The sequence below is a fragment of the Nonlabens sp. genome (genome assembly GCF_965660805.1).
Taxonomy (GTDB): Bacteria; Bacteroidota; Bacteroidia; order Flavobacteriales; family Flavobacteriaceae; genus Nonlabens.
The window spans coordinates 68717-83333 of the sequence record NZ_CBFIBE010000006.1; the positions used below are offsets into that span (position 1 = coordinate 68717).

Sequence of the window (14617 nt, forward strand, 5' to 3'; positions counted from 1 at the left end):
TCATGAAAAGAGCTGTATTCCCTGGAAGTTTTGACCCGATTACCTTAGGTCATTATGACATTATTGAACGAGGTTTAGGACTCTTTGATGAAATCATTATCGCTATAGGTGTAAATGCTGATAAGAAATACATGTTTTCCTTAGAAGAACGTAAACGGTTCATTGAAGAAGCCTTTCAAGCAGTATCAAAAATTAAAGTCATGACCTATTCAGGGCTTACCATAGACTTTTGTAAAGAACAAAATGCTGGTTTTATCTTAAGAGGCCTGCGCAATCCAGCCGACTTTGAATTTGAAAAAGCCATCGCTCATACTAACCGTAAATTATCAGAGATAGAAACTGTGTTTCTTCTTACCAGTTCTGGTAAGTCCTACATCTCATCTTCTATCGTGAGGGACGTTATTAGAAATAATGGAGACTACACTGGTTTAGTTCCAGATACCGTGAGATTATGAGATTCTTAACGCTATGTTTTTTAATATTAACGATTAGCTCCTGTCAGCAAACCACACACGAAAAAAAGGTTGAAACAAAAGACTGGCAAACTCCTTTTGAAAAAGGAAATGGAAATCAAACGGCGACTTATGAAGAAGTCATTTCCTTCTATAAGGACCTAGCAGAATCTTTTTCCACGATATCCATTCAAGAAATAGGTCAAACAGATAGTGGTCTACCTTTACACCTTATCAGTTATTCAAAAAGTAATATCAACTGGAATTCTAATAATGAAGATTTTATTAAGATTTTAGTGAATAATGGGATTCATCCTGGAGAAAGTGACGGTATAGATGCGACTATGATGGTAATGCGTGATCTTGCAACAGAAAAGCTTGAAAGTCCAGACCATCTCATTTTTTCTAGTATCGCAGTTTATAATGTAGGTGGTGCTTTAAACCGTAATAGCACAACACGTACTAATCAGAACGGTCCTGAATCTTACGGTTTTAGAGGTAATGCTCGCAATTATGACCTTAACAGAGATTTCATCAAAGCCGATACCCGTAATGCAAAATCATTTTATAAAGTATATCATCAAGTAAAACCAGATATCTTCATAGATAATCACGTAAGTAATGGTGCAGATTATCAGTACACGCTCACTCATCTTTTCACACAACACGATAAATTAAATCATGAGGCAGGAACTTACCTCTATGAACAGTTACAACCTGCTTTAGAAGAACGATTAAAAAGCCGTGGACACGACATTACACCTTATGTTAACGTTTTTGGCAGGTCACCAGAAAGCGGCTTCTCTCAGTTTTTAGACCATCCGCGTTATAGTACGGGCTATACAAGCTTGTGGAACACCATGGGAATGATGGTAGAAACACACATGTTAAAACCTTACAAAGATCGAGTTCTAGGAACTCAAGCAATTATGGAAGAAATGATTGCCCTAGGAACTCTAAACATGAAAGAAATAAAAGCTGCACGTGCAGCATCTTTTAACAGCTTTTCTCAAGCTACCTATTATCCATTAAACCACAATCTAAATCGTCATCGCGCAGATACATTACTTTTTAAAGGATATACTGCTGTAAAGAGCACTAGTACAGTAACTGATCAAGAGATCATGACCTATGATCGCACACAACCATTTGAAAAAAAGACCCCTTATTATAATCATTATACCGGTACAGATAGTGTGCAAATTCCTGAATATTATGTTATTCCTCAAGGTCAGTGGGAAGTTCTAGAACTTTTAAAAATGAACGATATTCACATGGACACCTTACCACAAGACAGCTCTATGGTAGTGTCTCAATACCGTATTGAAAGCTATCAAACAGCAAACTCTGCTTATGAAGGTCATTTTCCACATTCTAAAATTATATTGCATGAGAATGATGTTGAATTACGCTTTCGCAAAAGCGATATCCTCATCCCTACTGCTCAACCAGGAATAAGGTATATTATTGAGACACTAGAACCACAAGGTCAAGATTCTTTTTTTAAGTGGAACTTTTTTGACACTATTCTACAACAAAAAGAAGGATTTTCAACATATGTTTTTGAGGCTACAGCACAAAAATTATTAAGTTCTCAGCCAGAGTTAAAAAAGCAATTTGATTCCATAAAAAAAGTAAACCTAACATTTGCGGGTAACGGTTATGCACAACTCAAATGGTTGCATGAGCGCTCACCTCACTATGAAACCACACATTTAAATTACCCCATTTATAAAGTATATAAAAATGATTAAAAAAGTAATTATCCTATTTATCGCTTGCGCCATTATTTCTTGTAAGAAAGATCAAGACACCACACCTTTAAATATTCAAGGCGCGATTAAAACAGAACGCTTGTTAAAAGATTTTACTTGTAACAGTGCTACATACCTGTTTCAATCTCCTCTATATAAAGGTGAACCTAAAGTTCAAGAACGTTTAAATAAAGACATTAAGAATTTAATTTCTCAAGATTTAAGCGATGCCAGCTATGATAAAGACGCTAGTCTTAAAGAAATATGGGATCTGTTTATTGCTGAGCGCAAACGCAACATTTGCGATGGAGACACAAGCGGCTTAAACCATATCCAGATAGAACACTTAAGTCAAAATGATGCTTTTATTAGTTATGAAATTACCTATAATAGAAACGGTGTTCACCAGCGACTTCACAAAACCTATATAAAACCAGATCTTACAGAATTAAAAATAACAGATCTCGCTAAATCTAATAAAATAGATGATGTGCGACGTATTTATGACATTAACTTACAGCAGTCAGTTGCAAATCTAGCCTTAGAAATTAAGCCTGAAAATTATGATGGGTTTAAAAATTTTGTAGAAAATAAGGTATTTGCATTCTCTAAAGAAGAGTTTGAAAACGCCTCTTTAGGAATTAACATCATCAGTGCAGATTCAGTTATGCTTCAAGTAAGTAAAAAAATAAATCTTCCCAGCACCTATTCCTTTTTAAATGAAGATGTTAAAATAGCAATAAGAGCTCAAGAAATGGATTACTACTTAGATATTGCGCCGCTTAAAATTTAGTTTTTGATCAGGGAATAACTCTTTAATATTGCTGTAAGAAGTTTTTAAAGCCTCTGTAGCTTCATCTTTATTAAGCCATACCGCTTGAGTTATACCTTCTTCAAGTTGAGGATGGAGTGGCCCGTCATAATTAGACTCCATTAAGTACCAGTGTGTGAGTTTCAATTTTAAGCTAGACTTGCGATTAAAGACATGATAGGTGCGACCGAGCTTGCTTATTATTTTAAGTTTCTTAACGCCTGTTTCTTCTTTTACCTCTCGTTTTGCAGTTTGTCTTTTGGTTTCAAAACGGTTTGCCTTTCCTTTAGGTAAATCCCATTTCCCATTACGATGAATAAATAAAAACTCATTATTTTTATTTATTGCCAGTCCACCGCCAGCTTTTACCAGCGGCAACTTTTTATGTAAGCGGCTGAGCATTTTCTTCTCACTTTTTGAGTACAGAAGCACTTTTTTAAGTTTCCCTTTCTCAATCTTTTTAATGACTTTAAGAAGATCTACATCTTTTAAAGAGAACACTTCATAGTCGGGAAAAGCGTCCCTATTTGATGTCACAATAATTGCGACGTCTTTCACAAAAACTTTATACATTTGCGTCATGGTTATAAATAAGGATATCGCAATAAAAACAGCTGAATTATTATTGCAAATTAAAGCAATAAAATTGCAACCGCAAGAACCTTTTACATGGGCTAGTGGCTGGAAATCTCCTATCTACTGTGATAATCGTATAACTCTTTCATTCCCAAGTGTACGCAACTTTTTAAGAGAACAACTGGCGCATCAAGTTACAGAATTATACGGCAAGCCTGACGTTATCGCTGGCGTGGCCACAGGAGCTATAGGAATAGGTATGCTAGTAGCAGATTATTTAAACCTGCCATTCATCTATGTAAGACCCGAAGCAAAAAAACATGGACGTCAAAATCAAATAGAAGGTCATCTTGAAAAAGGACAGACCGTAGTAGTGATAGAAGATTTAATAAGCACAGGGAAGAGCAGTCTTAATGCTGTAGATGCGTTAAAAGAAGGAGGCGCACAAGTAAAAGGAATGCTGGCACTGTTTTCTTATGGTTTTGAGTTTTCAAAAGAAAACTTTAATAAATACGATCTAGACTTGCATACCCTAAGTGATTACGACCATTTAATTTTACAAGCTCAAAATACTGGTCATTTCTCGATGCAAGACATAGAATTACTTAAAAGCTGGAGAGAAAACCCTAGCGCCTGGACAGGAAAATAACAACTTATGAATTTAGAAAGCCGTACCGTACAGACTCAAAAAACTCCTCAAGAATTATATGAATTCTTAACACAGGTAGAGAACTATAAACAGTTAATGCCAGAAGACACTAAATTTGAGACTCATGGTGAGGACAAATTTCTATTTGGACTAAAAGGCATGCCTGAAATAAAACTAGGCTTACAGGAGTCGACTCCTTTTACTCAAGTAGTACTAGGCTCAACTAGCGATAAACTTGCCTTTACACTGAGTTGTGATATAGAACAAGCCGCAAGTGGCTCACAAGCACAATTACTATTTAACGGTGATTTTAATGCCATGATGGCCATGATGATCAAGGGCCCTATTAACAAGTTCCTTGAACAACTTGCTGCCGGACTGGAAAAACTCTAGTAATTCCAGCGCACCTGTTTTAAATCATAAGCTGTAAACTTACCTTCTCTTTCTAAGAGTAGTAAACCATTTTCAGTAACTCCTTGTACCGTAGCTCTTATAATGGAGCCTTTTATTTCAAACTCAACTTCTTGATGGAGTTTATAAAAATGGGTGAGATACTTTTTAAGTGTTTCCTCACGATTTTTAAGAGCTTTATCTAAATAAATTAAAAACTGAACGAGAAGCTCTTCCAGGTGGAATGTTTTTCCCGTTAAATTCTTTAAGGAAACCGCATTAGGCAGATTATTGAATGATTCTTGATTCACATTAAGACCTATACCTACTATGGAATGCATCCACGTGCTGTTTTGAAAAGTATTTTCTATAAGAATACCAGCAAGTTTTTTTTGAACTGACAGGATGTCGTTAGGCCATTTAATTTTGGCCTGAATTTTTAAATCATTTTTAAGCCATTCCACTAGAGCAACCGAAACAATCTTATTGAGTTCAAAAAGAGTTAAATCCTGCACACTTTCACTCACCAAAACGCTGAACGTTAAGTTTTTACCATCTTCTGACTGCCATGTCGTTCCTCGATTACCACGACCTTGAGACTGAGAAATACTATAGATTGCTGTAAGATGAGGTAACACGCTTTCGCGAAAGCGTGCTCTCAATTCATCATTAGTAGATGTAGTGGCATGTAATTTGACTATTTGCAATGGACTATTTATCTATAGATTAAGTTTTATTTTGTAAAACCACTGGTAAAAAAAGAATAAATTTGTCACAACAAAAAATATTTAATGAATAAAGAAAAAGTTTCTACTGATGCGTTAATCGCTCAAGTGATCGCAGGAATAGAAGATGTTAAAGGTAACGACATCACTATCATGGATTTAAGAGCTATTGAAAACACTGTAACGAGTTATTTTATTATCTGCAATGGTAATTCAAATACACAAGTTAACGCCATCGTAAACTCCATACAAAGAAAAGTAAGCAAAGAACTTCAAGAAAATCCATGGCATGTAGAAGGTTCTTCTCAAGCTGAATGGGTTCTCATGGACTATGTAAATGTAGTGGTACATGTATTCCAAAAACACGTAAGAGAATATTATGACCTTGAAAGTTTGTGGGGTGATGCAAAAATCACAGTTATAGAAAGTGCTTATTAATTAAGATTATACAACAAAGAATGTCTGAAGAAAATAAATCAAAACAAAAGTCTGGAAATAATAAACCTATCCTACCTGGTGGTGGAAAACCTAAATTTAATGTTTGGTGGATAGCAATACCTTTAGTGCTGGCCTTTATAGCGTTTAATTTTATAAATAGCGCGGTAAATTCCCCTAAAGAAACCAGTAAATCTCAATTCTTTTCATATCTCGAAGATGGCGATATTAAAGAAGTAATAGTATGGAATGGAAGATATGCAGAAGTATTCCTTACAGATCAAGCTATAAAAGAAACTAAACATAAAGAAGCCCTTAAACCTAGTACGTTAAACCAGAATGATGTTGCGCAGTACAAGTTTGAATTTGGTGATTTAGAGATTTTTCAACCTCAACTAGAAGAAACTGTTGAGACTAATAATCTTTCAACTAAAGTTCTTTATAAAACACAGGACACCACATTTATGAATACCATCGTGTCCTTGTTACCTTTTATCATTATCATAGGGATTTGGATTTTTATAATGAGACGCATGAGCGGCGGTGGTGCTGGCGGCGGCGGTGGCCAGATTTTTAATATAGGTAAATCAAAGGCAAAACTATTTGATCAGAAGACAGATATTAAAACTACATTTAAAGACGTTGCAGGATTAGAAGGTGCAAAAGAAGAGATTCAAGAAATTGTAGATTTCTTAAAAAACCCAGAAAAATACACTTCTTTAGGTGGTAAAATACCTAAAGGAGCTCTTTTAATAGGATCACCAGGAACTGGAAAAACCTTACTTGCTAAGGCTGTTGCTGGTGAGGCAAAGGTTCCTTTCTTCTCCTTAAGTGGTTCTGACTTTGTTGAAATGTTTGTAGGTGTAGGAGCTAGTCGAGTTAGAGATTTATTTAAACAAGCCAAAGAAAAATCTCCTTCTATCATTTTTATAGATGAGATAGACGCAATAGGTCGCGCCAGAGGAAAGTCAAACTTCTCAGGATCTAATGACGAGCGAGAAAACACCTTAAACCAGCTTCTTACTGAGATGGATGGCTTTGGTACAAACACTAATGTAATCGTTCTAGCAGCGACTAACAGAGCAGATATATTAGATAAAGCGCTTATGCGTGCTGGTCGTTTTGACCGTCAGATCTATGTAGATTTACCAGATGTAAAGGAGCGTGAAGAAATTTTTGAAGTTCATTTAAGACCACTTAAAAAAGTAGATAATGAATTAGACACTTCATTCCTTGCTAAGCAGACTCCAGGATTCTCTGGAGCAGACATCGCTAATGTGTGTAATGAGGCAGCCTTAATTGCTGCCCGTAAAGGAAAAAAAGCAGTCAATAAACAAGATTTTCTAGATGCTGTAGATCGTATAGTAGGTGGTCTGGAAAAGAAAAACAAACTTATTACACCTTCTGAAAAGAAAACTATAGCTTATCATGAAGCTGGACACGCTACGGTAAGCTGGATGACTGAACATGCAGCACCATTAGTTAAAGTAACGATTGTACCACGTGGACAGTCCTTAGGAGCAGCATGGTATTTACCAGAAGAAAGGCAGATCGTACGTCCAGAACAAATGCTAGATGAAATGTGCGCCACTATGGGTGGTCGTGCTGCTGAGAAAGTCATCTTTGATAAAATATCTACTGGTGCTTTAAGTGATTTAGAAAAAGTAACTAAACAAGCTAGAGCCATGGTTACTATTTATGGACTAAATGAAAAGGTAGGAAACATTACTTATTATGACTCCAGTGGACAGCAAGAATATAGCATGTCTAAACCTTACAGTGAGGAAACAGCTGTAACCATAGACCAAGAGATTTCTAAAATTATAGAAGCTCAATATCAACGTGCTATTAAAATACTTGAAGAAAACAAAGACAAACTCACTGAACTCGCCGAAGTTCTACTGGAAAAAGAAGTGATTTTTAAAGATGATCTAGAAAATATTTTTGGGAAACGTCCCTTTATAAAAGAGGAAGCAGTAGCTCTTAAATCTTACACAAGAACCGAAGCGCCTACTATTAATTCAAAGGACGAGGAAGAATAGTTTGTTACTACTATAATAAGTAACTATATTTACCTAATCCCTAACGTAATTGAGTCCTCATAGATGAGTATTTTTAAAAAACTCTTCAAAAAATCCACTGACACAGAAACCTCTAAGCATAGTGATGCTGCACGCTCTAAATATATGCCAGAGGAAAAGCTTCCTTTAGATGAACGATTAATTCATAATTTCATCTCTCAAGGAGGACGTTTTCTATATTCATTAAATGAAGATGAAGTTCAGGCAAACTTTGAAGATGTGCTCGTTGAACATGATTTCTATGAAACTAAGGTATTATGTAATGATATGAATTTAAGAAGCCGTTTCAATGGTTTTAACTTGGAGTTTTCAGAAGTTAATAATGATTGCTCGTTCTTCTTAACCACCTGCGAGTATGTTATCGCAGATAATGGTGCCATTTTATTTTCATCTAATCAATTAAAAGAAAAAAAACCAGCTGACTTCCCTGAGACTATGGTCATACTTGCAACTGCGAGTCAAATAGTAGAATCCATAGGAGAAGGACTGCGAGGAATTAAACACAGAAGCGGATCCACTATACCTACTAATATAACAACCCTAAAGAACTTTCAAGAACCTAGTCTTCAAGAAAAAAAGGATCTCATGAATTATGGCGTCCCTAATAAAAGGGCGTATCTTATTTTACTAGAAGATTTATAAAATGAGAGAATTATTAGTAAGGTCTGTTTCAGGGATCATGTACGTCTCCTTAGTAGTATTAAGCGCTCTATATTCTAGAGATGTTTTTATTATTTTATTCTGTGTGTTTGCTTTTATATGCTTGATTGAATTAATGCCCATGATACGGTTAAAGCAATGGCTCATTTATCCTATGCTACCTATAAGCTATTTCCTCCTGGTCTGGTATGAGTGGCCTTCACATATTGAACCTTATCATGATCTTATAATTTACGGTCTATTATCAGCCACTATATTGGTTAACGTTTACCTTATAAGAGATCTTATCCTGCGCAATAGAATACCTTTATTTAATACTAAGAAACACATTATTGCCTTGCTTTACCTGATAGGTAGCAGCCTTTTTCTAGCCTTAATACCAGATGTTGTTGAAGAGTACAAACCAGAGTTACTTATAGGTATTTTTAGTATCATATGGGTAAACGATAGCTTTGCTTACATTACAGGAAAAAACTTTGGAAAACACAAATTACTGGAGCGTATATCTCCTAAAAAAACAATCGAAGGCTTTTTAGGAGGATTAATTATGGCACTATTAGCTGGAGCAGCACTACACTACTATGTAGAAGTTTATAGCTTATGGCAATGGATTTTACTAGCATTCATAGTTGCTTTTTTTGGAACAATAGGTGATTTAATTCAATCTAAAATCAAGCGACAAGCTGCGGTAAAAGATAGTGGCAGTATCATGCCTGGTCATGGAGGAATTTTTGATAGGATGGATAGTATTATTTTTGCTGCACCATTTGCTTACTTATTTTTTACAATTATAAATTATGTTTCATAAAGAAGGTACCGTTTCCATAGTAATAGGCTTCATAGTTGCTGGCTTGCTTACAGGACTAGCAACCCAAATAACAATGCCTTCATGGCTATCTTACCTAATAATAGCCATAGGTGTTATATTTCTAATCATCATTTTACAGTTCTTTAGAAACCCTAAAAGGCGCACCATACTAGATGACTCCACTATAGTCTCTCCCGTAGATGGTAAGGTAGTAGTTATAGAAAAAGTACAAGAAAACGAGTATTTTAAAGGAGAACGATTAATGATTTCTGTTTTCATGTCTCCCATTAATGTGCATGTCACTAGATATCCAGTAGGTGGTAAAGTAAGTTATAGTAAATACCATCCTGGAAAATATCTCGTTGCATGGCATCCTAAGGCAAGTGAAGAGAACGAGCGCACTACCGTTGTAGTAGATCACAAGAACGGTAAACAAGTCATGCATCGTCAAATAGCTGGAGCTCTTGCTAAACGTATTGTAAATTATGCTGTAGAAAATGAAAGCATTATACAAGGAAGTGAAAGCGGATTTATTAAATTTGGATCTCGTGTAGACATTTACCTTCCAGTGGACACTCCGGTAAGTGTTGCATTAAACCAAAAAGTAAAAGGTGGTGTCACCGTATTAGCACAGTTTTAATGACCGATAAGGATCTAGACATAGCATTTAATGAAGCTTTTGCAAAAGCAAACTCTGAAGAGCAATCTTTAGTTCCACCTGACTTGCAACTACACCTTTATGCGTATTACAAAAGAGCCATTGATGAGCCTTATGTAAGTAATAGGAGTTTTGAATCTAATGATTTAAGAAGTGCCTTTAAAATGAACGCACTTATTCAGGTACAATCCATTTCTAAAAACGAAGCAAAGCAAAAGTATATTGAGATTATTGAAAAACTCTACCCTAAACCTTGGTAAACTCAATTACAACGTGCAGAGTTTTGTTATCTACACTATGAATCTTCAAGAGGCATAAAATTATATTTCACCAAAAACGACCTCAAAAGAGGCCGTTTTTAAGAAAATCTCACTAAAAGTTTATCCTTTTAAAGCTTTTATACTCGCCTGAATCGTATCGATCTTAGCAAGTGCATCAGCCTCTTTTTGTTTTTCTTTATCTACTATTGCAGGAGCAGCGTTAGAAACAAAACGCTCATTACCTAATTTCTTTTGAACACCTGTAAGAAATCCTTGAGCACGTTTAAGCTCTCCAGCCAGTTTTTCAAGCTCAGCAGCAACATCTATGTTTCCTTCTAACGGTATAAAATACTCATTAGACTTTACTCTGTAACTAGCAGCACCACTTAATGGCTCACTAACTATTTCAATGCTAGAAACATTACCCATTTTCATAATTAAAGGATTATAATCACTAGCTAAATTTTCATTATTAATAGCACTTAAACTGATCTCATTTTTAAAACTGATCTGTTTATCCTTACGCACTGTTCTTATACCAGATATCACATCTTGAACCAGTTCAAAATCATTTAAAATATCAGTATTTATAGATCCAGCAATGGGCCATGTGTTTATACATAAAGCATCTTTTACGTCACGCTTTTCAATAGCCTGCCATAACTCCTCAGTGATAAATGGTGTAAACGGATGCATTAATCTCAGGTTATCTTCAAAAATACTTTTAACCTCAGCGAGTGTTTTAGGATCTATAGGTTGTTGATATTCTGGCTTTATGATCTCTAGTAACCAGCCACAGAAATCATCATATATTAACTTATAACTGGTCATTAACACATCACTAATCCTGTATTTAGAATAGTGATCCTCTACTTCATTAAGAACTTGAGCAAATTTAGATTTATACCATTTTAAACCTTGAGCAGCATATTCCGGTTGTGATAAGGACTCGTTTACTTCCCAACCTTCTATGAGTCTATAAGCGTTCCATAATTTATTCACAAATCCTTTCCCTTGCTGACATAGATCTACATCAAACATGATGTCGTTTCCTGCCGCAGCACTTAAAAGCAAGCCTACACGCACACCATCAGCTCCATATTCTTCTATAAGCTTTAAAGCATCTGGAGAATTCCCTAGAGACTTAGACATCTTGCGACGTTGTTTATCACGTACTAAACCAGTTAAATAAACTTTATCAAAGGGTTTTTCATCTCGTAATTCATAACCTGCAACAATCATACGTGCTACCCAGAAGAATAAAATATCTGGACCAGTAACTAAGTCACGAGTAGGATAATAATAATTAATCTCCTCATTTTCAGGCTCAAGAACCCCATTAAACACACTTATAGGCCATAACCAGCTAGAAAACCATGTGTCTAAAACGTCGTTTTCTTGACGCAGGTCTGTTGCTTGTAAACTATTGCTCCCAGTTCGCTTTCGCGAAAGCGTAACAGCATCTTCTATAGTACTCGCTACTACAAAATCTTCTTTACCATCACCATAGAAGTAAGCAGGAATGCGCTGTCCCCACATGAGCTGACGTGAAATATTCCAGTCACGTACATTTTCCATCCAGTGGAAATAAGTGCTTTTAAACTTAGCCGGTAACAGCTCTACAATATCTTCTCTCACAGCTTTTATAGCAGGTTGCGCCAGTTCTTCCATTTTTAAGAACCACTGATCACTTAATCGCGGCTCAATAACGGCTCCAGTGCGCTCACTAGTTCCTACTTTATGGACGTGATCTTCCTTTTTTATCAAAAGTCCTTTATCTTCTAGTTCTTGAGATATCTCTTTACGAACCTGAAAACGGTCTTTACCTTCATAGTGCAAACCAAAGCTGTTCAAACTTCCATCTTCATGAAAGATATCAATCACTTCTAGATCGTGTGTCTCTCCTATCTTCTTGTCATTCTCATCATGAGCCGGCGTAATCTTAAGCGCTCCAGTACCGAATTCCATATCCACATACTCATCTGCAATTACAGGGATTTCACGATTTACTATAGGAACAATTACCGTTTTACCTACTAGGTTTGTATAACGTTCATCATCTGGATGCACACATATCGCCGTATCACCTAATATAGTTTCTGGACGTGTAGTCGCTATAGAAACGAAGTCTTCACTTCCTTTAATCTGATATTTTAAATGGTATAAATGACCATTACGTTCTTCATAAACAACCTCTTCATCACTAAGAGTCGTTTTTGCCTCAGGATCCCAGTTTACCATGCGGTAACCACGGTAAATCATTCCTTTATTAAATAAGTCTACAAATACTTGTATAACTGATGCTGACATGTCAGCATCCAGCGTAAATTTAGTTCTAGACCAGTCGCAACTAGCTCCTAACTTTTTAAGCTGTTCTAAAATAATACCGCCATACTCATCTGTCCAGTCCCAGGCATGTTTTAAAAACTCTTCTCTAGAAAGATCATTTTTATCTATTCCTTGCTCTTTTAATTTCTTCACCACTTTTGCCTCTGTAGCAATAGAAGCGTGATCTGTTCCCGGAACCCAACAAGCGTTATACCCTTTTAAACGCGCTCTTCTGATCAACACATCCTGAATGGTATTATTTAACATGTGCCCCATATGCAATACACCAGTAACATTAGGTGGTGGAATTACAATCGTATAACTTTCTCTATCATCAGGTACTGAGGTAAAAAAATCATGCTCCATCCAGTAGTTATACCACTTATCTTCGGTAGATTTTGCATCGTATTTTTGAGCTAAAGGCATTTTAGGCTTAGTTTTTGAAATTTCATAGACAAAAATACTATTTACTTGAATTATACACAGCATTATCACCTGCTTAAACTTGTATTATTCCCTTTTATTCACACAGAGGAAATAACCATCGGGTAGTTTATAGTGACATGGTCAAGCAAGCTGAGGTTTCTATGGATACAGGAGAAAAGATCAAGTTAAAGTGAAGTATGACACAAGCCTTTAACCTACTAAGAGAAAAAATAGGAAATGTAATACCAAAGCACAGGTTCTTATAATCAATTATAAACAGAAAGGAAATCTTAAACTCTTTAATATATTTAAGTAGTCGTATTACCTTTGCAAAACAAAATAATTTAAATGCCAGCAATTTCTCAAAAAGGCTCCATCATGCCTTCTTCTCCTGTTAGAAAACTCGTTCCATTTGCAGAGGCTGCAAAAAAACGCGGTATTCATATTTACCCATTAAACATAGGTCAACCTGATATCAAAACTCCTAGCCAAGCTATTCAAGCCGTTAAGAATACTGATATGGAGATTCTATCTTACAGCCATAGTGCAGGAAATGAGTCTTACCGCAAGAAACTCGCAGCTCACTACAATAAGATAGACATGGGATTATCTATAGATGATATCATAGTCTCTACTGGCGGTAGTGAAGCATTGCTTTTTGCTATGGGAAGTATTTGTGATTATGGAGATGAGGTTATCATTCCAGAACCTTTTTATGCTAACTATAACGGCTTTGCAACAGCCAGCGGTGTTACCGTAAAACCCATTTCTACAACTATAGAAAATAACTTTGCCTTACCATCCATAAGCGATTTTGAGAAATTAATCACTGATAAGACCAAAGCCATTCTTATTTGTAATCCTGGAAATCCCACAGGTTACCTTTATACACAAGAAGAAATGAATCAACTAGCTGCTTTAGTAAAAAAGCACGATTTATTCCTTGTAGCAGATGAGGTTTATAGAGAGTTTGCTTATGATGGTCGCTCGCATCTTTCAGTTATGAATATGCCTGGACTTGAAGAACATGCGATCATGATTGACTCAGTTTCTAAGAGATACAGTATGTGCGGCGCACGTATAGGCTGCATGGTTTCTAAAAACAAAGAGGTCATGGCTACCGCTATGAAATTTGCACAAGCCCGATTAAGTCCGCCTACCTTTGCACAAATCGCTGCAGAGGCTGCTCTTGATACTTCACAAGCATATTTTGACGAGGTTATCAGTGAGTATATCGAACGTAGAAATATTTTAATAAACGGACTTAAAAACATTCCAGGAGTAGAGGTTGCAAATCCAGGCGGTGCTTTTTATTGTGTTGCTCAATTACCCGTAGATGATACAGATGCTTTTGCACAATGGATCCTCGAGTCTTTTCACTTAAATAATGAAACGATTATGGTAGCTCCAGCAGCTGGTTTTTATAGCACTCCTGAAGTAGGTAAAAATCAAATCAGAATCGCTTATGTTCTTGAAAAAGAATCACTGATTAAAGCAGTTCAGATTTTAGAAGAAGCTCTTAAAGCCTATAACGCGTGATAGAAATTAAATCGCATTTTGCTCTTAAAGAGTTCAACACTTTTGGTATAAACGCTTTCGCGAAA

At 36.0% G+C, this 14617-nt stretch carries 15 protein-coding genes; 12 read left to right on the forward strand and 3 right to left on the reverse strand.

The window, feature by feature from the left end:
- Window positions 1-2: 2 nt before the first annotated feature.
- The 3 genes from coaD to ACTF48_RS03090 are packed head-to-tail and all read left to right on the forward strand — an operon-like array spanning window position 3 to window position 2999.
- The gene (gene coaD / locus ACTF48_RS03080) at window positions 3-455 is read left to right on the forward strand and encodes a pantetheine-phosphate adenylyltransferase (protein WP_438961669.1); all 453 of its coding nucleotides are present in this window, start codon (window positions 3-5) and stop codon (window positions 453-455) included.
- On the forward strand, window positions 452-2206 hold the full coding sequence (locus ACTF48_RS03085) for a M14 family metallopeptidase (RefSeq protein WP_438961670.1): 1755 nt from the start codon (window positions 452-454) through the stop codon (window positions 2204-2206). The genes coaD and ACTF48_RS03085 overlap by 4 nt, the downstream gene beginning before the upstream one ends.
- Window positions 2199-2999: a hypothetical protein gene (locus tag ACTF48_RS03090; RefSeq protein ID WP_438961671.1), complete on the forward strand. Its 801-nt coding sequence runs from the start codon at window positions 2199-2201 to the stop codon at window positions 2997-2999. The genes ACTF48_RS03085 and ACTF48_RS03090 overlap by 8 nt, the downstream gene beginning before the upstream one ends.
- Here the strand turns inward: ACTF48_RS03090 and ACTF48_RS03095 are convergent.
- Window positions 2973-3590 (reverse strand): NUDIX hydrolase, encoded by a 618-nt coding sequence (locus ACTF48_RS03095; RefSeq protein ID WP_438961672.1) that lies wholly within the window; start codon window positions 3588-3590, stop codon window positions 2973-2975. The genes ACTF48_RS03090 and ACTF48_RS03095 overlap by 27 nt on opposite strands.
- A 7-nt stretch (window positions 3591-3597) precedes the next feature.
- On the opposite strand from ACTF48_RS03095, the gene pyrE reads away from it, so the two are divergent.
- Both pyrE and ACTF48_RS03105 read left to right on the forward strand, forming a co-directional pair.
- On the forward strand, window positions 3598-4242 hold the full coding sequence (gene pyrE, locus ACTF48_RS03100) for an orotate phosphoribosyltransferase (RefSeq protein WP_438961673.1): 645 nt from the start codon (window positions 3598-3600) through the stop codon (window positions 4240-4242).
- Between the two features lie 6 nt (window positions 4243-4248).
- On the forward strand, window positions 4249-4635 hold the full coding sequence (locus tag ACTF48_RS03105; protein WP_438961674.1) for an SRPBCC family protein: 387 nt from the start codon (window positions 4249-4251) through the stop codon (window positions 4633-4635).
- Here the strand turns inward: ACTF48_RS03105 and ACTF48_RS03110 are convergent.
- Window positions 4632-5339, reverse strand: coding sequence for a biotin--[acetyl-CoA-carboxylase] ligase (locus ACTF48_RS03110; protein ID WP_438961675.1), 708 nt, complete (start codon window positions 5337-5339; stop codon window positions 4632-4634). The two genes, ACTF48_RS03105 and ACTF48_RS03110, sit on opposite strands and share 4 nt — an antisense overlap.
- A gap of 84 nt (window positions 5340-5423) precedes the next feature.
- On the opposite strand from ACTF48_RS03110, the gene rsfS reads away from it, so the two are divergent.
- The 6 genes from rsfS (at window position 5424) to ACTF48_RS03140 (ending at window position 10259) form a co-directional block, all read left to right on the forward strand.
- Window positions 5424-5795: a ribosome silencing factor gene (gene rsfS, locus ACTF48_RS03115; RefSeq protein ID WP_438961676.1), complete on the forward strand. Its 372-nt coding sequence runs from the start codon at window positions 5424-5426 to the stop codon at window positions 5793-5795.
- Window positions 5796-5815: 20 nt separating this feature from the next.
- Window positions 5816-7834, forward strand: a complete 2019-nt coding sequence (ftsH, locus tag ACTF48_RS03120; RefSeq protein ID WP_438961677.1) for an ATP-dependent zinc metalloprotease FtsH — start codon at window positions 5816-5818, stop codon at window positions 7832-7834.
- A gap of 63 nt (window positions 7835-7897) precedes the next feature.
- On the forward strand, window positions 7898-8515 hold the full coding sequence (locus ACTF48_RS03125; RefSeq protein WP_438961678.1) for an LUD domain-containing protein: 618 nt from the start codon (window positions 7898-7900) through the stop codon (window positions 8513-8515).
- Between the two features lies 1 nt (window position 8516).
- Window positions 8517-9341, forward strand: coding sequence for a phosphatidate cytidylyltransferase (locus tag ACTF48_RS03130; RefSeq protein WP_438961679.1), 825 nt, complete (start codon window positions 8517-8519; stop codon window positions 9339-9341).
- Window positions 9331-9981 (forward strand): phosphatidylserine decarboxylase family protein, encoded by a 651-nt coding sequence (locus ACTF48_RS03135; protein ID WP_438961680.1) that lies wholly within the window; start codon window positions 9331-9333, stop codon window positions 9979-9981. Before ACTF48_RS03130 ends, ACTF48_RS03135 begins: the two co-directional genes overlap by 11 nt.
- Complete coding sequence (locus ACTF48_RS03140; protein WP_438961681.1) at window positions 9981-10259, forward strand: acyl-CoA-binding protein; 279 nt, start codon at window positions 9981-9983, stop codon at window positions 10257-10259. The genes ACTF48_RS03135 and ACTF48_RS03140 overlap by 1 nt, the downstream gene beginning before the upstream one ends.
- A 120-nt stretch (window positions 10260-10379) precedes the next feature.
- Here the strand turns inward: ACTF48_RS03140 and ACTF48_RS03145 are convergent, their stop codons facing one another.
- Entirely contained in the window at window positions 10380-13013 is a 2634-nt protein-coding gene (locus ACTF48_RS03145) for a valine--tRNA ligase (protein WP_438961682.1), read from the reverse strand.
- Between the two features lie 348 nt (window positions 13014-13361).
- Between ACTF48_RS03145 and ACTF48_RS03150 the strand changes: the two genes are divergently transcribed.
- Window positions 13362-14552: a pyridoxal phosphate-dependent aminotransferase gene (locus ACTF48_RS03150; RefSeq protein ID WP_438961683.1), complete on the forward strand. Its 1191-nt coding sequence runs from the start codon at window positions 13362-13364 to the stop codon at window positions 14550-14552.
- Window positions 14553-14617: the final 65 nt, after the last annotated feature.

Excerpts from the sequence above, each read along its gene's own strand:
- ACTF48_RS03145 (WP_438961682.1), bottom strand. The coding sequence starts at position 13,013 with ATGCCTTTAGCTCAAAAATACGATGCAAAATCTACCGAAGATAAGTGG.
- ACTF48_RS03090 (WP_438961671.1), top strand. The coding sequence starts at position 2,199 with ATGATTAAAAAAGTAATTATCCTATTTATCGCTTGCGCCATTATTTCT.
- pyrE (WP_438961673.1), top strand. The coding sequence starts at position 3,598 with ATGGTTATAAATAAGGATATCGCAATAAAAACAGCTGAATTATTATTG.
- ACTF48_RS03130 (WP_438961679.1), top strand. The coding sequence starts at position 8,517 with ATGAGAGAATTATTAGTAAGGTCTGTTTCAGGGATCATGTACGTCTCC.
- ACTF48_RS03105 (WP_438961674.1), top strand. The coding sequence starts at position 4,249 with ATGAATTTAGAAAGCCGTACCGTACAGACTCAAAAAACTCCTCAAGAA.
- rsfS (WP_438961676.1), top strand. The coding sequence starts at position 5,424 with ATGAATAAAGAAAAAGTTTCTACTGATGCGTTAATCGCTCAAGTGATC.
- ACTF48_RS03150 (WP_438961683.1), top strand. The coding sequence starts at position 13,362 with ATGCCAGCAATTTCTCAAAAAGGCTCCATCATGCCTTCTTCTCCTGTT.
- coaD (WP_438961669.1), top strand. The coding sequence starts at position 3 with ATGAAAAGAGCTGTATTCCCTGGAAGTTTTGACCCGATTACCTTAGGT.
- ACTF48_RS03140 (WP_438961681.1), top strand. The coding sequence starts at position 9,981 with ATGACCGATAAGGATCTAGACATAGCATTTAATGAAGCTTTTGCAAAA.
- ACTF48_RS03135 (WP_438961680.1), top strand. The coding sequence starts at position 9,331 with ATGTTTCATAAAGAAGGTACCGTTTCCATAGTAATAGGCTTCATAGTT.
- ACTF48_RS03095 (WP_438961672.1), bottom strand. The coding sequence starts at position 3,590 with ATGTATAAAGTTTTTGTGAAAGACGTCGCAATTATTGTGACATCAAAT.
- ftsH (WP_438961677.1), top strand. The coding sequence starts at position 5,816 with ATGTCTGAAGAAAATAAATCAAAACAAAAGTCTGGAAATAATAAACCT.
- ACTF48_RS03085 (WP_438961670.1), top strand. The coding sequence starts at position 452 with ATGAGATTCTTAACGCTATGTTTTTTAATATTAACGATTAGCTCCTGT.
- ACTF48_RS03125 (WP_438961678.1), top strand. The coding sequence starts at position 7,898 with ATGAGTATTTTTAAAAAACTCTTCAAAAAATCCACTGACACAGAAACC.